The organism is Tardiphaga sp. 42S5, assembly GCF_034044155.1.
GTDB classification, from domain to species: domain Bacteria; phylum Pseudomonadota; class Alphaproteobacteria; order Rhizobiales; family Xanthobacteraceae; genus Tardiphaga; species Tardiphaga robiniae.
The window spans coordinates 2,245,994-2,266,731 of sequence record NZ_CP139027.1 but is presented as its reverse complement, the minus strand read 5'-3'; the positions used below and the strand labels follow the sequence as shown (position 1 = coordinate 2,266,731).

General features: G+C 62.4%; 20 protein-coding genes. 8 read left to right on the top strand and 12 right to left on the bottom strand.

Translation table 11 applies throughout. The features are described from left to right. Positions 1-101: 101 nt before the first annotated feature. From SFY93_RS10590 to SFY93_RS10565, 6 genes are all read right to left on the bottom strand, one after another. The gene (locus SFY93_RS10590) at positions 102-1,841 is read right to left on the bottom strand and encodes a SulP family inorganic anion transporter (RefSeq protein ID WP_320447042.1); all 1,740 of its coding nucleotides are present in this window, start codon (positions 1,839-1,841) and stop codon (positions 102-104) included. Positions 1,842-1,896: 55 nt separating this feature from the next. Beyond that, on the bottom strand, positions 1,897-2,184 hold the full coding sequence (locus tag SFY93_RS10585; protein WP_315840868.1) for a helix-turn-helix domain-containing protein: 288 nt from the start codon (positions 2,182-2,184) through the stop codon (positions 1,897-1,899). Between the two features lie 103 nt (positions 2,185-2,287). Beyond that, the gene (locus tag SFY93_RS10580) at positions 2,288-4,351 is read right to left on the bottom strand and encodes an elongation factor G (RefSeq protein ID WP_175367574.1); all 2,064 of its coding nucleotides are present in this window, start codon (positions 4,349-4,351) and stop codon (positions 2,288-2,290) included. A 184-nt stretch (positions 4,352-4,535) separates the two neighbouring features. Beyond that, complete coding sequence (locus SFY93_RS10575) at positions 4,536-5,012, bottom strand: DUF992 domain-containing protein (protein WP_068731211.1); 477 nt, start codon at positions 5,010-5,012, stop codon at positions 4,536-4,538. Positions 5,013-5,187: 175 nt separating this feature from the next. Further along, positions 5,188-5,718 carry a DUF992 domain-containing protein gene (locus tag SFY93_RS10570; RefSeq protein WP_068731210.1) on the bottom strand — a complete coding sequence of 177 codons (531 nt, stop codon included), beginning with the start codon at positions 5,716-5,718 and terminating at the stop codon, positions 5,188-5,190. A gap of 119 nt (positions 5,719-5,837) precedes the next feature. Further along, the gene (locus SFY93_RS10565) at positions 5,838-7,040 is read right to left on the bottom strand and encodes a pyridoxal phosphate-dependent aminotransferase (protein ID WP_068731379.1); all 1,203 of its coding nucleotides are present in this window, start codon (positions 7,038-7,040) and stop codon (positions 5,838-5,840) included. Positions 7,041-7,257: 217 nt separating this feature from the next. Here SFY93_RS10565 and SFY93_RS10560 point away from each other — a divergent pair, with 217 nt between their 5' ends. From SFY93_RS10560 to SFY93_RS10545, 4 genes are all read left to right on the top strand, one after another. Then, complete coding sequence (locus SFY93_RS10560) at positions 7,258-8,508, top strand: glycosyltransferase family 87 protein (RefSeq protein ID WP_320447041.1); 1,251 nt, start codon at positions 7,258-7,260, stop codon at positions 8,506-8,508. A 181-nt stretch (positions 8,509-8,689) separates the two neighbouring features. After that, entirely contained in the window at positions 8,690-9,343 is a 654-nt protein-coding gene (locus tag SFY93_RS10555) for a glutathione S-transferase family protein (protein ID WP_089261726.1), read from the top strand. Positions 9,344-9,483: 140 nt separating this feature from the next. After that, complete coding sequence (locus tag SFY93_RS10550; RefSeq protein ID WP_175367576.1) at positions 9,484-9,657, top strand: hypothetical protein; 174 nt, start codon at positions 9,484-9,486, stop codon at positions 9,655-9,657. 82 nt (positions 9,658-9,739) lie between these two features. After that, positions 9,740-10,903, top strand: coding sequence for a PQQ-dependent sugar dehydrogenase (locus tag SFY93_RS10545; RefSeq protein WP_320447040.1), 1,164 nt, complete (start codon positions 9,740-9,742; stop codon positions 10,901-10,903). 10 nt (positions 10,904-10,913) lie between these two features. Here SFY93_RS10545 and SFY93_RS10540 read toward each other — a convergent pair whose 3' ends face one another. Then, positions 10,914-11,270 carry a DMT family protein gene (locus SFY93_RS10540; RefSeq protein ID WP_068731204.1) on the bottom strand — a complete coding sequence of 119 codons (357 nt, stop codon included), beginning with the start codon at positions 11,268-11,270 and terminating at the stop codon, positions 10,914-10,916. A 262-nt stretch (positions 11,271-11,532) separates the two neighbouring features. Between SFY93_RS10540 and SFY93_RS10535 the strand changes: the two genes are divergently transcribed. The 3 genes from SFY93_RS10535 (at position 11,533) to SFY93_RS10525 (ending at position 14,189) form a co-directional block, all read left to right on the top strand. Then, entirely contained in the window at positions 11,533-12,075 is a 543-nt protein-coding gene (locus tag SFY93_RS10535; RefSeq protein WP_414717101.1) for a PAS-domain containing protein, read from the top strand. Between the two features lie 221 nt (positions 12,076-12,296). Next, entirely contained in the window at positions 12,297-13,151 is an 855-nt protein-coding gene (locus SFY93_RS10530) for a lyso-ornithine lipid O-acyltransferase (RefSeq protein WP_320447039.1), read from the top strand. Positions 13,152-13,247: 96 nt separating this feature from the next. Next, positions 13,248-14,189 carry an aldo/keto reductase gene (locus tag SFY93_RS10525; protein WP_320447038.1) on the top strand — a complete coding sequence of 314 codons (942 nt, stop codon included), beginning with the start codon at positions 13,248-13,250 and terminating at the stop codon, positions 14,187-14,189. A 233-nt stretch (positions 14,190-14,422) separates the two neighbouring features. On the opposite strand, the gene SFY93_RS10520 is transcribed toward SFY93_RS10525, so the two are convergent. Together SFY93_RS10520 and SFY93_RS10515 are read right to left on the bottom strand one after the other, a co-directional pair. Beyond that, on the bottom strand, positions 14,423-15,652 hold the full coding sequence (locus tag SFY93_RS10520; protein WP_320447037.1) for a DUF1501 domain-containing protein: 1,230 nt from the start codon (positions 15,650-15,652) through the stop codon (positions 14,423-14,425). Continuing rightward, positions 15,649-17,142, bottom strand: a complete 1,494-nt coding sequence (locus tag SFY93_RS10515) for a DUF1800 domain-containing protein (protein WP_320447036.1) — start codon at positions 17,140-17,142, stop codon at positions 15,649-15,651. The genes SFY93_RS10520 and SFY93_RS10515 overlap by 4 nt, the downstream gene beginning before the upstream one ends. A gap of 122 nt (positions 17,143-17,264) precedes the next feature. Here SFY93_RS10515 and SFY93_RS10510 point away from each other — a divergent pair, with 122 nt between their 5' ends. Continuing rightward, positions 17,265-17,468 carry a hypothetical protein gene (locus tag SFY93_RS10510; RefSeq protein ID WP_320447035.1) on the top strand — a complete coding sequence of 68 codons (204 nt, stop codon included), beginning with the start codon at positions 17,265-17,267 and terminating at the stop codon, positions 17,466-17,468. A 54-nt stretch (positions 17,469-17,522) separates the two neighbouring features. Here the strand turns inward: SFY93_RS10510 and SFY93_RS10505 are convergent, their stop codons facing one another. The 3 genes from SFY93_RS10505 to SFY93_RS10495 all read right to left on the bottom strand — a co-directional run bounded on the left by SFY93_RS10505 (position 17,523) and on the right by SFY93_RS10495 (position 20,595). After that, entirely contained in the window at positions 17,523-18,995 is a 1,473-nt protein-coding gene (locus SFY93_RS10505; protein ID WP_320447034.1) for a sensor domain-containing diguanylate cyclase, read from the bottom strand. 171 nt (positions 18,996-19,166) lie between these two features. After that, positions 19,167-19,862, bottom strand: coding sequence for a glutathione S-transferase family protein (locus SFY93_RS10500; RefSeq protein WP_320447033.1), 696 nt, complete (start codon positions 19,860-19,862; stop codon positions 19,167-19,169). Positions 19,863-19,884: 22 nt separating this feature from the next. Continuing rightward, complete coding sequence (locus SFY93_RS10495) at positions 19,885-20,595, bottom strand: glutathione S-transferase N-terminal domain-containing protein (protein WP_320447032.1); 711 nt, start codon at positions 20,593-20,595, stop codon at positions 19,885-19,887. Positions 20,596-20,738 lie beyond the last annotated feature (143 nt).

Genomic DNA, 20,738 nt, shown 5'->3' with positions numbered 1-20,738 from the left:
CATGCAGGGGCTCTTAATCATCAGACAGTTTTGCGGCGCACAGCAAGTCCGACAACCATGCAGACGATCAATACTGCAGCTGCGAGCAACTGCCGATGCCATCAGCTCGACGTCTCCTGGATCGCTGCAGCGCGTCGGGTCTTGATCTCGCTGACGGCCACGGCTACATCAGCACGGTATTTGACCAGTGGCGGTCGCGCGCCGTGGGTCAGCAGCGCCCGGCGCACGCCCTGCGAGGTGCCGGTGAGAATCACGCGGACGCCCTGTCGCTTTGCCTTCTCGGCAATGCCCTTGATCGCATTCGCAGCAGTCGAATCCAGGAAGGGGACCGCGGCAAAATCGATCACGAAAGCCTTGTGGCGATCCGAGAAGCCGTCGAGCACCGAACCAATGGTCGAGGCAGCGCCGAAGAAGAAAGCGCCGGTGATGCGATAGACCATTACATCCGGATCGCTCGCCAACGCCGCATCGTATGGTGCGCGATCGCCATTGGCATCATCCGCGCGATCGGCAGCGACCAGCGGCCCATCAGCCTCTATCCCCGTGATCTCCGCCATGCGATTAATGAACAGCACGGCGCCAAGCGCGAAGCCAACCAGGATGCCCTCGGTGAGATCGCGAAAAATCGTCAGCAGGAACGTCGCCAGCAGGACCAGCGCATCGCCCCATGACGAACGCAACAGCGTGATGAACTCATGCTTCTCCGCCATATTCCACGCCACCACCGCCAGCACGGCGGCCAGCGAAGCGAGCGGAATGTAGCTCGCCAGTGGCGCTGCGATCAGGATGAACGCCAGCAGGAATACAGAATGCAGCATGCCCGAAACCGGCCCATGCGCGCCGGCCCGGACATTGGTCGCGGTCCGCGCGATGGTGCCGGTCACGCAGATTCCTCCAAACAAGGCTGCGCCGATGTTGGCAACGCCTTGCGCCACCAATTCGCAGTTCGACCGGTGCCGCCGCCCGGTCATGCCATCGGCAACAACCGCCGACAAAAGCGATTCGATGGCGCCGAGCAGCGCGAAGGCAATGGCATCGGGCAGGATGGCCTGCAATTTGGCGAAGGACATCGCGGGCAGCGTCGGCAACGGAAACGATTGCGGAATGCCCCCGAAGCGGGTGCCGATGGTTTCCACGGGCAGCGCCAACGAAGCTGCCGCGACGGCGCTCACGACCACCGCAATCAGAATGCCGGGCCAGGATGGCCGCAGCGTCCGAAGCCCGACAATGATCGCAAGCGAGACGATGGTAACGGCAACGGCCGCAGCGTTCACCGTCGGCAACGCGGAACCCAGTGCCTCCAGCTTGGGAACGAGATCTCCCGGCTCCTTGCCAGCCAGCGTCAACCCCAAAAGATCCCTGATCTGGCTGGCGAAGATGATGACGGCGATGCCGGCTGTGAAGCCGACCGTGACCGGATAGGGAATGAACTTGATGTAGGTGCCAAGCCGGAGATAGCCGGCCACCGTCAGAAAAAAGCCCGACATCATGGTGGCGAGGATCAGTCCATCGATGCCATGTCGGCTCACGGTGGCAGCCACCAGCACGATGAAGGCGCCGGCTGGGCCGCCGATCTGAAAGCGGCTTCCACCCAGCGCAGACACGAGGAAGCCGCCGATCACCGCGGTGATGAGGCCACGATCCGGCGAAGTCCCCGAGGCGATGGCAATCGCCATCGACAGCGGCAGCGCCACGATCGCCACCGTCAAGCCGGACAAGATGTCGGCGCGCAGATCGGCGATGCCGTAGCCTTCGCGCAGTACCGTGATCAATTTTGGCGTGAACAGTTCGGCGAAGGTCGGCTGATGCGACCCCCGCGCGCGATTTCTGGAAATGTCCATTCCCGACTCGCCCCTGTCACTCGCCGCGAATCTCGATCGAGGCCGCGGCCCGTTCTCAATCCGTCAGCTTTGGCTCTTCAAGTTTCGGTGGTGGACCGGGCTGTTTCAGCCTCACCCCTCGTCCGCCGGAATCGCTGCGAACATTCTCGCCGATCAAATCGACGCCTGAGCGATCGAGGGCATCGACAACCTTGATCAGCGAATCCACCACGCCTCTGACGTTGCCATCACTCGCTTCCATGCGCTGAATCGTCGGCAGCGAGACGCCGGCCAGTTCCGCCAGCCGCTTTTGATCGATCCCCAACAACGCCCGCGCTGCGCGCATCTGAAACGATGTGATCAAGCTAATCTTCCTGTTTAGAGAGTCTTATATCAAATATAAAACGGCTTCAACGATGTTTAAAACATCATTGAAACCGTTTGGAATCGATAGTCCCTGATCCCGACTAAGCCGCCACCCGATGCGCCGCGACGATCTGGTCGGCAGCGCGGCCCGAGACTTCGGCCATATGGTCGAAGCTGCGGGTGAAGCTGCCGGCACCGGCGGTGGCCGATCGGAGTTCGACGATCAGGTCGCCGATCTCCGCTTCCGGCAACATCGCGCGCACCGTGTCCCAGCCCGGCCAGTTGTCGCGGGTATCGAAGCCGAGGATCTGGCCGCGCCGTCCTGACAGGATGGCGTTGACCTTGGCCGTGGCCTCGGTGGGACAGACGATCTCCACCGTATGGATCGGCTCCAGCAGCACCGGCTGGCATTGCGGCAGCGCTTCGGTGAAACCGATGCGGGCAGCCGTCCGGAACGCCTGATCGGAAGAATCGACGCTGTGATAGGACCCGTCGGTGAGCGTCACCTGCACGTCGATGACGGGGAAACCAAGCGGGCCACGCTGCAGCCCGTCGACGACGCCTTCCTGCACCGCGGGAATGTAGTTGCGCGGCACCGCGCCACCGACCACCTTTTCCTGGAATGCAAAGCCTTCGCCGCGCGGCAACGGGCCGATCTCCAGCACAACGTCGCCAAACTGGCCGTGACCGCCGGACTGTTTCTTGTGCCTGCCGCGCTGGGTGATCGGTTTACGGATGGTCTCCTGATAGCCGATCACCGGCGCATGCGATTTGACGTTGATGCCGAAGCGTTCGTGCAGGCGCTCCATCGCCACGCGCAGATGCATCTCGCCCTGCCCCCACAACACCACGTCATGGGTCTGCGCATTATTGACCACCGCAAGCGACGGATCTTCCTCGGTCAGCCGCAACAGCGCCTGCCCGAGCTTGACGTCGTCCTTGCGATCGGCGGACGCTAGCGCCATCGCCAGCACGGGCGATGCAGCTATGACGCTCACGACAGAGGCCGGCGCAGTCTTGCCGGTCGAGATCGTGTCGCCGGTCCTGACATGATCGAGCTTGCCGAGCGCGACGGTCTCGCCCGCTTCGGCCGATGCGCGCTTGCTGTCATGTCCGCCGCTCGCCGCAAGAATGCCGGAGACACGCCCGCTTTCGCCCGACGAGGACAGCAATGTTGCGCCATCATCGAGATGACCACTCAGCACGCGCGCGTAAGACAGCTTGCCGCCATGCTGTAGATGGCTGCTCTTGAACACGTAACCGATCGCATCCTTGCTGTCAGGCACGCCGAGGCGCTTGGCCGTCTCGGCCACGCCGGGTGCCTCGTGGCGTAGCGCCTTCATCAGCCGCAGCACGCCATTCTCGCGCATTGCCGAGCCCAGCAGCACCGGACAGATCAGACCTTCGCGCAATTCGCGCGCGAGATCGTCGAACACGGCGTCGGCCGGCGGCGCGATGTCGTCAAGCAACTGCTCCATCAGCGCGTCATCATGATCCGCAAGCTTCTCCAGCATGGAGAAACGCGCCTCCTTCTCGCGGTCGAGATCGCCGCCTTCGAGCTTGATGACTTCGGACGCCTTGTGCTCGCGATACACGAAGGCGCGCTCCAGCGCGAGATCGACGAAGCCGGCGACAAGGTCGCCGTTCCAGATCGGGATCTGCCGCAGCACCAGCGGCACGCGCGAGGCCGGCTGCAATGTCGCCAGCGTCTCGCGCACGCGCTTGTGGGCGCGGTCGATCTTGTTGAGAAACAGAAATCTGGGAATGCCGAGGTCTTCGAGTTCGCGCAGGATCAATTGCAGCTGCGGCAATTTTCGCGCATCCGCCTCGCAAACCACGATGGCTGCATCGACGGCGGGTAATGCCGCGCGCATGTCATGCGCGAATTCCACCGAACCCGGACAGTCGATGAATGTGTAGCTGTCGCCCATGAAGGTGGTGGTCGCAGCCGTCAGGCCGACGCCCATCTTGTGGGCTCTGGCTTCCGCATTGGCATCGCCGATGCTTGTCCCATTGTCGACGCTGCCGGCCCGCGGGATCGCCCCGGTGCGGGCCATGATCGCTTCAAGCAGTGTGGTTTTTCCGCTCTGGAAAGGGCCCACCAGCGCAATGCACTTTGCGGCATTGCCTTGTGGACCGCGGGGACTTCTCAGGTCTTGTCCCATTGCCGCCTCCTCATGTGGAGCTCGGCCCATGATTGGGTCGGCGGTCAATGCTCCGCCCGGTCCGGATATTTGGCAAGATGGAAAAGTTGCTGCGCTGCGATGAACGTGATCGGATTGCGCCATAAAAAATCCGGCTCCGCCATGGGCGAAGCCGGATGAATTTGTGCGAGCGATCGCCGCGGGATCAGCGACCGGGGCGCAACTCCAGGCTCTGCAGGCCGGCGGCGACATTCAGTCCCACCGACCCCTGCAGACTGAGCGGCTGCAGGGAGAAGGCGTTTTGCGAACCGCCAACCAGGACATTCGCGCCGACGCCGACACCAACCGACGCGCTGCCCTGCGCGCCCGCATAGTTGCCGGACAGATCGCCGGGACCGCTATAGTTCACCGGCACGAACACGGCCCAGGATAGCGCGGTCTGTTCGGTAATACCAAGATCGATGCCCACCTTGCGGATCGTGGCGACATAAGGCTGATCCGGACGACCGGTACCGGTGAGCACGCAGCCGAGATTGGTCACCGAGCCCACGACGAATCCGACGCTGGCTCCGCCCCGGCAATTCAAGACACCGACCTGCACGCCTTGCTGCGACTGCGCTTGCGATGCAGTGAAAAAGGCGGCGGCAGCGATACCGAGAACGAGCGATGAGAGGCGGACCATCAGGAATCTCCGGGTGATGAACGGAAGTAAGGATGTGGATCGACTATCCATAGCTAATGATACCGCCCAATGACAGCGGCGCACGTGTAGCGCGCGCAACAAAAAAGGCCCGCTCGCGCGGGCCTTTTCGTTAACCTTGCCGGATCGCTTACGCGATCACAGCGCTGGCGATCGCTTAGCGATGGCTGCGATGACGGCGCTTCTTGTTGTAGCGATGACCGCTGACCGGACCGGTCGCTTCCAGTTCGAGCTGCACGATGCCGCTGGCGACGTTCAAGCCGGTCTGGCCCTGCACCGAGATCGGCTGCAGCGAATAGGTGTTGCCCGGACCGCCAACGAGGAAGTTGCCGCCGAAACCGAGGCCAACCGATGCGTTGGTACCGACGCCGCCGTAGCTGCCGGCCAGTGCGCCGCGCGGCACGCGGGTGGTCGGAGCGAAGGCAGCCCACTGCACCGTGGTGTTTTCGGTGAAGCCGAGATCAAGGCCGAAACGGCGGATGTTGGCGACGTAACCTTCGGCGCGGCCGCCGGCGCTCTGGAAGACGCAGTTGAGGTGCGCATTCGAACCGACCACGTAGCCGACGTTCTGGCCGCCACGGCACTCCAGCACGCCAACCTGAACGCTGCCAGGCTGCTGTGCATTTGCGGTCGCAACCGACGCCGCAAAGGCCACGGCCGTCAGGCCGAACATCTTGGAAAGTCGCATAGTGTTACTCCACCTTGGGGATTTTGATAGCGGGGGGACAAGAAGGAAGCGCCGTGTCGAAAACAAGGCGCTTCTTGGAATAAGCCCCGAAATCGTCAAAAGTTTCGGGGCAGGTTTTGTTACCGAAGATTTCCGCAGAAGCGCTGGATGCGCTTGCAGGCATCTTCGAGATCAGACGTTTTCGTCGCGTAGGAGATGCGGAATGCCGGGCCGAGGCCGAAGGCCGAACCCTGCACCACCGCCACGCCTTCGGTTTCCAACAGTTCTGTGACGAAGTCTTCGTCATTGGCGATAACCTTGCCCGAAGGCGCAGTCTTGCCGATGGTGCCGGCGCAGGACGGATAGACGTAGAACGCGCCTTCCGGACGCGGGCAGTTGATGCCCGAGGCTTGGTTCAGCATCGCCACCACGAGATCGCGGCGCTCCTTGAACACGGCATTGTTCTTCGGGATGAAATCCTGCGGACCATTCAAAGCTTCCACCGCTGCCCACTGCGCGATCGACGACGGGTTCGAGGTCGACTGCGACTGGATCGTCGCCATTGCCTTGATGAGCTCGGCGGGACCACCGGCGTAACCGATACGCCAGCCGGTCATGCAGTAAGCCTTGGAGACGCCGTTCACGGTCAGCGTGCGATTGAACAAGGACGGTTCGATCTGTGCCGGTGTGGTGAACTCGAAGTCGTCATAGACGAGGTGCTCATACATATCGTCGGTCATCACCCAAACGTGAGGATGCTTCACGAGGACATCGGTGAGCGCCTTGAGCTCCGACTTCTTGTAGGCGGCGCCCGTCGGGTTCGACGGCGAGCACAGGATGATCCACTTGGTCTTCGGCGTGATCGCTGCTTCCAGCGCGGAAGCCTGCAGCTTGAAGCCGAATTCTGCGGTGCAGACCACGGACACGGGCGTGCCGCCGGCCAGCGCCACCATTTCCGGATAGCTCACCCAATACGGCGCCGGGATGATGACTTCGTCACCCGGGTTCAACGTCGCCATCAGCGCGTTGTAGAGCACCTGCTTGCCGCCGGTGCCGACGATGATCTGGTTCGGCTTGTAGGTCAGGCCGTTCTCGCGCTGAAACTTGCCGATAATGGCTTCCTTCAGTTCGGGAATACCGTCCACGGCGGTGTACTTGGTCTTGCCGGCCTCGATGGCGTGAATCGCTGCCAGCTTGATGTTCGCCGGGGTGTCGAAATCGGGCTCGCCCGAACCAAGACCGATGACGTTGCGGCCGGCTGCTTTCAGCGCACGTGCTTTATCCGTCACCGCGATCGTCGCGGACGGCTTCACACGGTCGAGCGCAGCGGACAAAAACGACATCATCTTCTCCTGAGAAAGGTCGCGGACCCGCGGTCGGCGACGTCAAAATGGCTGATCCTGCTGGGATCGGCGCACCCTAGTGCGTGCGACGTTGCATCGCAAGAAGCTTGGGCAAAAACACATCTGGAAGTGATGCAATTCAGCAAGCGTTAAACGGGGGACGGTAGCGTCAACTGCACGCCGCAATCGACGATTTGAGCCAAAATGCACCCTTAGAATGATCCGGATCTGGCAGCACATTGAAAACGGCGCATGGCTGACCCTCGAACGCGTGCGGGCTTACAGCCTGATTGTGCTCGCTTTGGGCATATTGGCCTTCGCCGGCTGGATTGCGGTCTCGGATGGCGTGATCGACCGCAACGGCAAGCCGATCGGGACCGATTTCTCAAGCTTCTATACCGCGGGAGCGCTCGCCCTTGAGGGCAAAGCCCCCGATAGTTATACGGTAGCGGCGCACTACGCGCGCCAGCAGCAACTTTTCGGCAGCGATACCCCCTATTACGCCTGGTTCTATCCGCCGATTTTTCTGCTGGTCGCAACTCCGCTGGCAATGCTCCCTTACCCGCTCGCGCTTGCCATCTGGCAGGGCGGCAGCTTCGTATTCTACCTGCTCGTGATCTTGGCGATCCTGAAACGAGCCGCCCTGCCTGATGCGGTTCATCGCCTTTGGCTCCCGGTAGCGATGGCGTTCCCAGCGGCATTCATCAATCTCGGGCATGGTCAGAACGGCTTTTTGACCGCCGGCCTGTTCGGCAGCGCCCTGCTCGTTCTTCCGCAGCGCCCTTATCTTGCAGGCATCCTGTTTGCGCTGATGGCCTACAAGCCGCAATTTGCCATCGTCATTCCGCTGGCGTTATTCGCGGCGGCCCAGTGGCGATGCATTGCTGCAGCAACGATCACCATCATCGCTCTCACGGGTATCACGAGCGCCTTGTTCGGCATCGACTGCTGGATCGCTTTCGCATCCGTTACCGAGACATCGCGTCAGCTCCTGCTCGAACAGGGACAGGTCGGATTCGAGAAACTGCAGAGCGCATTCGCGGCAATACGGATGTGGAGGGGAAATATCGCATCCGCGTATCTCATCCAGGGCATCGTCTCGATCGCCGTGATTGCCAGCGCAGTCTGGGCGTGGCGCGTCGCACGTGACACAAATCTCAAGGCCGCCATCCTGTTGATCGCAACCCTTCTCGCTTCGCCGCACGTGCTCGACTACGATCTGATGCTTCTCGGTCCAGCCATTGCATTCATGATCGTAACCGGCTTCAGCACAGGATTTCGCGATTATGAGATCAGCCTGCTCGCATTGACCTGGATCATGCCGCTGCTGACGCGCAGCATCGCTAGCGCCATCGAACTGCCGCTCGGCTTTCTGGTGATGGTCGCTTTCTATATCATCGTGCTGCGGCGCGCACTCGCTGATAACAGCACATCGCGGCACCTTCACACACAGATCGCGGCAGCGTGATCTTCCATTGCCGAATGCTGCCTGACATACATTTTTCTCAATCCAGACTGCCGCAGCCGTTTTCGACTTTTTCCATTCCTTGGGCCTTGCGACAGGCTCGCATCAGCATCATTGTCTAACCGCGATCTGCGATGGCCAATCGCGCAGTTGCCTCGACCTGAAATGAATTGAACACCTGCAAATGTACAAACTCTATTCGATGCAGCGCTCTGGCAATAGTTACAAGGTTCGCCTCGCGCTGGCGTTCCTGGACGCGCCTTATCGCGCCATCGAAGTAGACATCCTGCGCGGCGAGAGCCGTACCCCGGAATTTCTGGCCAAGAACCCCAGCGGTCAGGTGCCGCTGCTCGAGATCGCCGAAGGCCGCTATCTCGCCGAATCCAACGCCATCCTCTGGTATGTTGCCATCGGTACATCTCTGGCGCCGGAATCGCGGATGGACCGTGCCGAAGCCATGCAGTGGATGTTCTTCGAGCAGCACGCGCTGGAGCCGAATCTCGGTGCCGCCTATTTCTGGCTGTGCCTGGTGCGCGGTGGCCGCGACCTGCAGACCCACGCGCTGGAAGACTGGATGGAGCGGGGCTATGCCGCGCTGCAGGTGATGGAGAATCACCTCAAGATCCATGACTTCTTCGCCGCGGGCCAGCTGACTATCGCCGACATCGCGCTATACGGTTACACCCACGTCGCCGAGAAGTGCGATTTCGACCTGTCCAGCTTTCCGTCGATCCGCCGCTGGCTGCGTCTGGTGGAAACACAGCCGGGTTTTATCTCCATGGACTGGCACCCGACGTCGTCGGAATACGATACCTTGGACGTAGTCGCCGACGCCTAAGCCTTGAAATAGCGGGCATAAGCGCTGCGAATGCCATTTTCCCGCCATAGTTACGGCCAATCCCGCCCAAATCTCGCCTGCCGCAGCTGCGAATTTGTAGCACGCGGGTGATTCGCCCGCGATTTGAAGGATTTACGGCCATGATACGGTCGCTTCGCGTGGGTGCAGGATTTCAGGCGCGCCCCACGTCCATCGCATCCACCCGGTTGACCCACGCCGTCGCGGCGTCGCTCGCGGTTGGCTGTCTGTCGCTCTGCGTCATCCTCGCCCTCACCGTGATGTCGATCCCGGTGGCGAGTGCGATGCCGCTCTGACGGTCCCCACAACTCATAAACACTCAGCCGCGATGCCGCGCATCGCTTATGCAACCTGCGACTCCGTGATGGAGCCATTTCGATGAAAAGGCCCGTGATCTGGGTCACTGTCACTTTGACGGCGGCTATCGTCGTGACCGCGACCCTTCTGATCGCCACGACCACCCGTGGCGAAAACACCTCGTTCGGCTCGTCGGCCGGCAGGCTCGAAGTACAGACCGTCGCCTCCGGTCTCGCTTATCCATGGGCACTGGCGTTTCTCCCCGAGGGCCGCATGCTCGTGACAGAACGGCCCGGTCGCATCCGTATCGTCTCGCCGCAGGGACAGTTGTCGCCTGCGGTGAAAGGCGTGCCAGAGGTGATGGCCGTCGGCCAGGGCGGTTTGCTCGACGTCATCACCGACAAGAACTACGCGCAGAACACCACGATCTACTTCTGCTACTCGGAACGTTCCGGCAGCGGCGGTCGCACCGCCGTCGCACGCGGTAAGCTCATCGATGGCACCGCGCCGCGTCTCGACGACATGAAGGTGATCTTTCGCCAGGACGGCCCGCTGTCGTCGGGCAATCACCACGGCTGCCGTATTGTTCAGGCGCCTGACAGCAACCTGTTTGTTACGCTCGGCGAACACTATAGCGGCCGCGATCAGGCCCAGAGTCTCGATAATCATCTCGGCAAGCTGATCCGCATCGCGCCGGATGGCTCTGCACCGAAGGACAATCCGTTTGTCGGCCGCGACGGCGCCAGGCCGGAGATCTGGAGCTACGGTCATCGCAACCAGCAAGGCCTCGCCATCAATCCGGCGACCGGTGAGTTGTGGGAGACCGAGCACGGGCCGCGCGGCGGCGATGAAGTGAACATCATCGGCAAGGGCAAGAATTACGGCTGGCCTGTGATCGGCTACGGCATCGACTATTCCGGCGCGAAGATCCACGAAACCACGTCGAAGGCGGGCATGGAGCAACCCGTGAAATACTGGGTGCCGTCGATCGCCCCGTCCGGCATGACGTTCTATACCGGCGATCTCTTCCCGCGCTGGCGGGGCAGCCTGTTCACCGGCGCGCTGGCAGGCCAGATGCTGGTGCGGCTACAGCTCAACGGAAACACGGTCACGTCCGAAGAGCGCGTCCTGCAAAATCTCAACGAACGCATCCGCGACGTCCGGCAAGGACCGGACGGCGCACTGTGGCTGCTGACGGATAGTTCAGCGGGACGGATCTTGCGGATTACGCCGGCCGGGAAGTAAGCGGTCGCTGCTACGACCACTTGTGGAAAATGAAGAACGCCCCGAGCGCGATGAAGGCAAAGCCCAGCGCGTGATTCCAGCCGAGCGGCTCCTTCAGATACAGCACCGAAAATGCAGCAAACACGACCAGCGTGATGACTTCCTGCATCGTCTTCAACTGGGCGGCATTGTAAACTTCGCTGCCCCAGCGATTGGCGGGCACCGCCAGCCAGTATTCGAAGAAGGCAATGCCCCAGCTCACCATGATGACGAGGGGCAACGAGTGATCCTTGAATTTGAGATGGCCATACCAAGCGAAGGTCATGAAGATATTCGAGGCCAGTAGCATCAAAATCGGCAGCAGCAGCGGCGGAATGGTGAAGGGCATTCGATCGGGGTCCTTTTTTAAATCCCGGCGCTAACATTCAGGGGCCGGCGCCGGTTCCGGTGGCATCGATAGCATTTGAAGCGAACAAGGGGAAAATGATGCCGGGCTCTTCACGCGCCGTTAGCTATACCGCCGGGAAATTGTGGGCCTTTTCGCAACCAGAGGCCAACCTGCGTTTCTTACCTTTGTACGGACACAGGTACAGCCGATGCAGTACGATTGGCGACTGATTCTCGATCCGGGAATTGAAACGGCGATCATCGTGATCGCAGCCGTCGGGATTACTTTGGCAATCCGCCTCATCCGGCTGCGACGCGCGGCCCGGGCCCGCGAGAACGAGCAGCACGCCACTGCCCAGCGCCTTTCGGCTGCACTTGACCAGATCGATATCGGTGTCGTGCTTCTCAATGCCGACACCCGCGCCGAATTCATCAACCGCGCCTTCCGCGACTACTTCACGCTCCCCGACGAGAAGGCCGACAGCAAGCCGCCGCTGATTGCGCTGATGTATCACGCGCGCGATATCCACGCTTACGCCCTCCCCGACGACGAGGTCGACAGCTTCATCGCCAGGCGCGTCGAGATGATCCGCGCCGGCACTTCCACGCCGACGACGTTGCGCCTCTCCAATGGCCGGGTGCTGCGGCTGAGTTGCGCCGTGCTGCCCGATGGCGGGCGGATGCTGAGCTACACTCCGGTGACCGACCTCATTCGTCACACCGACGAGCTCTCCGAGCGCGACTATTATCTGGCGCTCCGCGAAGGCAACGTGTTCAGCTCCCACCGGCTGGACGCGGCCGAATAGGGCGCAATGCCACCTGTGGATATCCCGGGTTGTCATGGCGATGTCACTCGCCCCGGCTAGGCTCCTCATGCAGCCGGTTGCTTCCCCCCGTCGCCAATCGGGTGCTTCCCCAGCGGTCTCCGTCAGTTGCCGCGCTGACCGGGACCGCTTTTTTTGCCTTGGTTTCCTTAGTTCATGCAACTGACTTTGCCTGCGGAAGACGGCCCCGGTATAACAAACTCATGATCCGTTTCGCCGCCGTCCTGATCTCCTTGACCATGCTGACGCTGCTGCTGGCGCCGTTTCAGCTGATCGCGCTGGCCTTCGGCCTGCGCTGGCAGCAGAGTATTCCGCATCTGTTTCACCGCATCCTTTGCGCGCTGATCGGCGTGCGCATTCACGAGGTCGGCAAGCGGACGACGGACACGCCGGTCCTGATCCTCTCCAATCACGTCTCATGGCTCGACATCATTATCATCGGCGCCAGGGCGCCGGTGGTGTTCGTTGCCAAGAGCGAAGTTGCCAAATGGCCGGTGTTTGGCTGGCTTGCCAAATTGCAGCGCACGATTTTTGTCGAGCGCGAACGCCGGCAGAAAACCGGCGCGACGGCGCAGGAAATCGGCGACCGCATGCTGTCCGGCGACGCGGTGGTCCTGTTCGCGGAGGGCACCTCCAGCGACGGCATGCGCGTGCTGCCGTTTCGCTCGGCACTGGTCGGCTCGGTGCATCACGCGCTTGGCGATTCCACGCGTCACAAAGAGATCACGGTGCAGCCGATGTCGATCGCCTATGTCGGCTTCGGTGGATTGCCGGTCGGCCGCGCCTTTCGCGAAAACGTGGCATGGTATGGCGACATCGATCTGATCCCGCATTTCATCGGCATCCTGTCGTCGGGCGCCATCGACGTCGTCGTAAGCTGGGGCGAAGCCGTCGCCTATGACATGTCCGCTGATCGCAAGACCATCACGCGTAACGCGGAAAACGCTGTGCGGCGCATGACATCCGCAGCCCTGCGCGCCGGCCCGCCGCGGAAGACCCCGACCGCCCTGCCCGCGCCCGAAGCTCAACCGCCCGAGTCCGCTTCCGCCATCGCCTGAGCGCCCGCGCGACTCCCATGATGCAGAGCGTCTTGCTGCGTGACGAGGCGCGCGCCATAACCTTGGTCCGCGCTTCCCTCACAAGGCACACTCATCATGGAAATCCGCAATCTCGGCCGCTCCGGCCTTCGCGTCTCCGCCGTCGGTCTCGGCTGCAACAATTTCGGCCAACGCACCGATCTGGAGACCGCGCGCAAGGTCATCCACAAGGCGATCGATCTCGGCATCACGCTGTTCGACACCGCCGACATCTATGCCGGCATGGGTGGCTCCGAGACGGTGTTGGGCGAAGTGCTGGGCGATCGCCGCAAGGACATCGTGCTGGCGACGAAATACTGCAAGCCGATGAGCAATGACGGCAGCAAGCAGGGCGCCTCGCGCCGCTATATCATGAGCGCCGTCGAAGCCAGCCTGAAGCGGTTGAAGACCGACTATATCGATCTGTATCAGCAGCACGACTACGATCCGCTGACGCCAATCGAGGAGACGCTGCGCACGCTCGACGATCTCGTGCGCCAGGGCAAGGTGCGCTACATCGGCAATTCCAACTTCCCGGCCTGGCGCATCGCCGAAGCCGAGATGGCCGCGCGCCAGATGGGCGTTGCGCCCTTCGTGTCGTGCCAGGACGAATACAGTCTCGTGGTCCGCGACATCGAGAAGGACCTGCTGCCGGCCGCGCAGCATTTCAATCTCGGCCTGCTGCCGTTCTTCCCGCTCGCCAACGGTCTGCTCACCGGCAAGTACAAGCCCGGCGCCGAACCGCCGGCGGACTCGCGCTTCGCCAAGGCGCCTGCCTTGCGTGATCGCTCCGCCACGCCGCGTAATCAGGCCATCGTCGAGAAACTCGACGCCTTTGTGAAGGCCCGTGGCCACACGCTGCTCGAACTCGCCTTCTCCTGGCTCGCCGCCCGCCCGCAAGTCTCCAGCGTGATCGCGGGTGCGACGCGCGTGGAGCAGGTCGAGCAGAATGTGAAGGCGGCGGAGTGGAAGCTCAGCGCGGAGGAGATGAAGGAAATTGATACGATTACGCTGGGGTAGTTAAACGCGCAGATTCTTCCCCTCTCCCCCAGCGCGGCAAAGCCGCGCGCCGCGGGAGAGGGTGCCTGAGCGCAGCGAAGGCGGGAGAGGGTCTGAGCCACGCGCGCAGTAGGCCCTCTCCCGTCTCGAACGCGCTTCGCGCCTTCGATCCACCCTCTCCCGCTGCGCGGAGCTATGCTCCGCTGGGGGAGAGGGGAAGTAAGAATTCCAGCCGCTTCACGTTGGGCCGTCGGCTACCCCACCAATCCCTTCGCCGGCTTCACCAGCGCACTGTCAGGAAACACCTGCTCGGCCAGTGCACGCTCGCTGATGCCGAGATGATCGTGGAGTACGCCCTTGAAGATCGCACGCAGATCCGTGGTCGGCGCAAGATCGCGGGCTTCGTAGAGCTGGCCATTCGCGAGGCCCGGCCAGTCCGCAATCACCCGGCCGCCCTTGATCGCGCCGCCAGCAAGCAAGGCAATCGTGCCGGTGCCGTGATCGGTGCCGGCAGTGCCGTTGATCTTGGCGGTGCGGCCGAACTCCGTGGCCACGACCACCACCGTGTCGCGCCAATGTGGCCCAAGCCCGCTCTCGAATTCCGCTAGCGCGCCATCGAGACCACCGAGCAATTGCGCGAGGCGGCCGACCGGCCCGCCTTCCTGCGCATGGGTGTCCCATCCATCGAAGGCGAGCGCCGCGATGCGCGGGCCATCATCGGCAGCCATCAGCTTCGCCGCGCCGCGTGCGACCTGGCGCATCGCCGCTACGGCATTGCCGCCACCCTTCGGCTTCATCTCATCGCCGACGGCGATCTTGTCGAGTTTCAAGCCCTGCGACAGCGCCGTCGCCAGCGCTGGATCGCGGTCCTGATACAATTGCATCAGCCGCATCGCGGTGTCGTCGGCCGCGTTCGGCAGATTGACCGGCGCCCAGCCGACGGTCGGCGCGGCACCGCGCAGCACCAGCGGGGTCGTAGGCCCGATCGCGAGACCTGACGAGACGCGCTCACCACGCGGCAGCGATTCAATGGCGCGGTTGAGCCAGCCCGACTGCACGCGGCCGGGGCCGGCATAGCCGCTCTCCAGCACATCCTGCCCGTCGAAATGCGAGCGCTCGCGATAGGACGTCGCCACCGCATGGACGACGGCCGCTTTCTTGTCGCGATACACGCGGGCGAATTCCGGCATCCCCGGATGCATGCCGAAGAACGAGTCCAGCGCGATGGCCGCGTTCGGGCCGTCTTTCGTCAGCGCGATCGAGCCGTGCAGACCGGCATAGTCCGGATCGCCGAGCGGCGCGACAGTGGCGAGGCCATCCAGCGCGCCGCGCAGGATCACGACGATCAGGCGCGGATCGCGCGCGTCCGCAGCGCGCGCGAACTTCGGGATATAGGCCCAGGCGGCAAAGGCCGCGCCTGACAGCAGAAGCGAGCGGCGCGTCGTGCCGAGCGAAGTCCGGCTTTCACAGCAGTCCATCGTCATCTCCTCTGGAATTCCGGCGACATCAGCAGCAGCGTCAAGGCCTGCTGCCGCGTCTCCGCACGCGCGATCGTCTGTCGTGTTTCGGATGAGGCCGCCTCGCCGGCGACCACGTCGAGCATCTCGCGGGGATCCATGCTGTCGGGGATGCGCGACGAAACCTGTGCCGCGAGATCGAGCCGCAGCTTCATGCCTTCGGGCACGGCCCAGGCGGCATTGCCGTCCGGAAAGCCGTTCGGCCCCGGCGGTGTCCAGAGCGGTTGGCCGAGCGTCTGCAGGCCCGCAAAGTAACGACCGGGATCTTCGGGGATGCGCGCCAGCAGGCGGCCGGTGGAGATCAGATATTCATAGGGCGTGCGCAACTTGGTCATTGGCATCTGCCAGGCTTCATTGGAGTCGAGCAGCGCCAGCGCCAGCGTCTTCAGATCGCCGTCGGTCTTTTTGAACACGCCTTCCAGCCGCGCCAGCAGTGCCGGTGGCGGCGCATCAGCCACGAAATGCTGCGCGAATTTCCTGGCGATGAATGTCGCCGTCGATGGCTGCCGCGCAAGATCGGCGAGCGCTGCTTCGCCTTGCGCGACGCCGCTGTCGTCATAGGTCTTGCCCAGCAATTGCTGCGGCCCCGGTTCATGCGCATTGGCGTTGAAGGCGAAGCTGCCGGGCGTGCCGATCTTTCCTTCGCGGCCGGCAAAGGTCCAGCCGGTGATGATGCGTGCGAGCGATGTCACATCCTGCTGCGTATAGCCGCCGCCGACGCCGAGCGTATGCAGCTCCATGATCTCGCGCGCGAGATTTTCATTGAGGCCGCGCTTACCCTTCTCGCCGGCTTTCGAATTCGGACCGATCGACTGCTGGTTGTCGAGAAAGAACAGCATCGCCGGATGCTGTTCGACGGCCTTCAGCATATCGGCAAACTTGCCGAGCACATAAGGGCGGATCGCCTCGCGTTCGAATGAGCCCGCCCACATCCGCGCCGGATCGCCCTTGCTGGCCGAGATGCAGAAATGGTTCGACCAGAACACCACCAGGCGCTCGACGAAGCCGCCTTCGGCAATGGTCGCGCGCTGGATCCGCGCCAGCGCTTCTGCGCGATAGTTCTTCTGCACCACATTGGGCGGCAGCGCGACGGCCGGCGGCGGCTTCGCCGCATCCGGCTGTACGGTCATGGTGGCGTTGCCGGTCATCGCGGGAGCTTCCGGCTTCCTGTCCATCGCGGCCGGGCTCGCTTCCACGGGAACGAGTGCCGGTGTCTTCAGCGCCGCCTCGCGCGCCATCTTCACCTCGAGCTGATAGGCGAACATCGCCTGCCCCAGCTCGGTCGTCGATTGCAGACCCGGCAATTCCAGCAGCGCCGCATTGGGGCGCGCCAGCTCGGCCTTCACGAAGCCGCGAGGATCGGAGGCCGCATTGACGATATCACCAGAGGCACCGCCCCGCGCGCCAAAGCCGAAGCGATTCAGCGCGATCAGCGCACCTTGCGGGTCGCGGGCCATCGGGTTTCCCTCACTCTGCCTTCGTCCTATGATGCATCTGGCCGTCACAGGCGCCACACCCGATATACGGGTGGAACAGATGAACCCGGCATGAAAATCGCGCTGAAATTTGGGCTGCTTTCATGAATTATCGGACAGAAACTACACAGCCGCTCAACCGCCGCCTGACCTGTTCGGACTGTGGGACCGAATTCGGCTGCGACCTGTCGGGCAATTGCTGGTGCGCCGAGGAGACCGCGAAACTGCCGATGCCGACCACAGGCGGCGATTGCCTGTGCCGCGACTGCCTGCGCGCCAAGGCAGCGACGGTGCACGCCACGACCTGACGGACGTGCCTGATCCGCATGGCGCGCGATTGCGCATCGGCTCCCGCAGCCTGCCTACACCATGCCTGCGCTGCGCCGGTCACGATCGGGTTGCGCGTAGTAGCTGCGTTTGGCCTGCAGCATTTCCATATCGGCGCGCTTGACCACGGCTTCGAGCCGCTCGCCAATCCGGCTGGTGGCAATCCCGGTAGAGAGGCTCAGTATCAGATCCGGATAATACTGGTTGTTGACTTCGATCAGTCCCGCCAGCGAGGCAAGCACCGCCTCGCCGCCGACAGCATCGACTCCGGGGAGTAGGATGGCGAATTCGTCGCCGCCGATCCGCGAGACAGTGGCTGGCTTCTCAACCAATTCGCCAAACACCTCGCCGGCCCGGCGCAGTAAGGCGTCGCCTGCGGCATGGCCAAATTCGTCATTGGCCGTCTTCAACCCGTTGAGATCGGCAACGATCACGGTGACCGGCTGCGCTCCCTTGCGTTCGAGCCGGTTGAGTTCGTCCACGAAGAACGAGCGGTTCGTCGTGCGCGTCAGCACGTCATGCGTGCCGAGATATTCCAGATAGGCTTCCGCCTTCTTGCGCGCGGTGATGTCGGTCAGCGCGACCTGCACCTGTGACCAGTCGCGCTCATGCCCTGGCAACACCGAGAACTGCAGCAGCAGATGCAGCTTGGTGCCGTCGAGCGCGTAGTTGACGACCTCGCGCTGCTGGAACAGCTTGCCCTCCCAGAGGTCGATCAACTGTTCGCGGAAATGCGGCTCCATCTCGTCGCGAAACACATCCGACAACTGACGGAGCAACGTGTCCTTGTCGGGCGCTCCGAACAGTTCCAGCGTACGGCTGTTGACATCGAGCACGCGGATCTCGCTCATGCAGCGCAAAACGAACTCCTCGTGCACATCCGTGAACACGCGAAAATCCTCAATGCCCCGCGCGCGGACGTCGTCCACCAGGCGCTTGACGCCGCTGAAATCCTCGACCCACAGCGACACCGGCGAATGCGCGAACAGGCCGAACGCATAATTCTCGCTCTCCGCGAGGCGACGACGCGCGCCTTCACGTTCGGTCACATCCTCGATGGCGATCATCACGCGATCCCAGCGCTCTTCATGCCCGGGCAGAACAATGCCGTGCAGCTGGATGTCGAGGCGCTCACCCTTCAGCGTGTAGTTGACCGTATGGCTGGAAAAATGATTCCGGCCGCTCCAGAGCTGGGCCAGTTCCGACACATGACTCTTGAACGTATCGTCGCGCATCACCAGGCCGAGACTGAGCGTCAGGTGAGACAGGTCGCGCGCGCCGAACAGTGACAGCGTCTTGCGATTGACCTTGAGAATGCGGATGTGCTGCGAGCACTCACGGACCCGTTCGGGATTGGCGAGCAGGAATGTCTCGATGTCGTCGACGCCCTGCGTCTGCCACTGCTCGAACAGCGCCTTCACATCGCTGTAGTCCTCGATCCAGAGCGAAACCGGGGCAAGGTCGAACATCACGGCATCGTCGGCGAGATTGGTAGACGGAACGGACATAGAGACCTTGGCGCGTGAGACAGCGTGAATCGTTGAGGTATTCCCTTATAGCGAGAGTTACAGGGAATATCCTCGGATTCTCACGAAGACACCAAGCACCACCGAAACAACGCTGGTATGCGGACATGAATACCAGCGATTGCTCAACTCATCGCCCGTAGAGAGTGGAGCTCAGACCGGATAGCCCGCCGAGTTCCGCGCCATGCCGTTAAAAGCATCAAGCATTCTTTCGCGCCACGCATAGATCGCGTCGTCCTCCGCCAGCAGCTTGAACGGCGAGATCGCGCGCGCCCACTGGAACGGGCCGAATACGATGTAGTCGGCATAGTTTGGCGCGGCGCCACCAAGGAACCGCTGCGTCTTCAGGGTGAGACGCATCGGATCAAGCGACTTGCGGAAGGCATCAACGCCCGTGTCGCGGTTGGATGCGACCTCTTCCAGCGACTTCTTGAACCGCGCTTCGCGGCTCTCGCGGAAATAGACCTGATCGACCGGACGCAGATGACCATGAATATCCGCGACAATGAACGGAAACATGCCGGCGACCACGACCGTGTCGCCCCACCAGTTCAGCATCCGCCCCATGGCGCGGCCGCCCTCGCCGCCGAACAGTGACGGGCGATCCGGATAGGTGTCTTCGAGATAATTGGCGATCGCCCAGGAGTCGTTGACCGCGCGCTCACCATCGAGCAGCACCGGCACCTTGTCGGATTTGTGCTTGTTGATCGCGTCCTTCTCGGTGAAGCGCCACGGGATCGATGTGGCGTCGAGGCCCTTATGTGCCAGCGCCATCCGGATGCGCCAGCAGAACGGGCTGAAGGGACGATCTTCTTCGGTGCCGACCAGTTCGAACAGTTGCAGCGCCATGATTGCTTCTCGTAATTCTGAGCTAACTCTTCACCACAGCCGAGGTCTGGCCGAACAGCAGCTTGCGCTCTTCCTCGGTGCGGATCGGCGGCTGGCCGAAATTCGGATTGACCTCTTTGGCGATCTCGTAAGCACGCTTGACCGCCGGCCGCTCGGCGATGCTTTCGAGCCAGCGCTTGAGATGCGGGAAGTCGTTGATGTCCTGGCCCTGGTTCTTGTAGGGCACGATCCAGGGATAGCTCGCCATATCGGCAATCGAATAGTCGCCGGCGATGAATTTGCGATCTGCAAGGCGCTTGTTGAGCACGCCATAGAGCCGGTTGGTCTCGTTCACATAGCGGTCGATGGCGTAGGTGATCTTTTCCTGCGCGTAATTGCGGAAGTGATGGTTCTGTCCGGCCATCGGCCCGAGACCGCCCATCTGCCAGAACACCCACTGGATCGCGTCATAGCGCACAGCGACATCGCCCGACAGGAACCTCCCGGTCTTCTCGGCGAGATACAGCAGCATCGCGCCGGACTCGAACACCGAGATCGGCTTGCTGCCGCTCTTGGGTGCGTGATCGACCAGCGCCGGGATGCGGTTGTTCGGCGCGATCGCCAGAAACTCGTCCTTGAACTGGTCGCCCTTGCCGATATTCACCGGGATCACCTTGTAGGGCAGCCCCGCCTCCTCAAGAAAGATCGTGATCTTGTGGCCGTTCGGCGTGCTCCAATAGTAAAGGTCGATCATCAGGTGTTCCTGCGCGTGTTGGATGGCATGCATCCGAACTGAATGCGATTGCATCGAGTTCGCCAGAACGACCCCATGAAGTCAATGCCGGCGCAGCACCGGAATGCAGATCCGTCCTGCGAAAGACGAATGCCGCGCTCCCA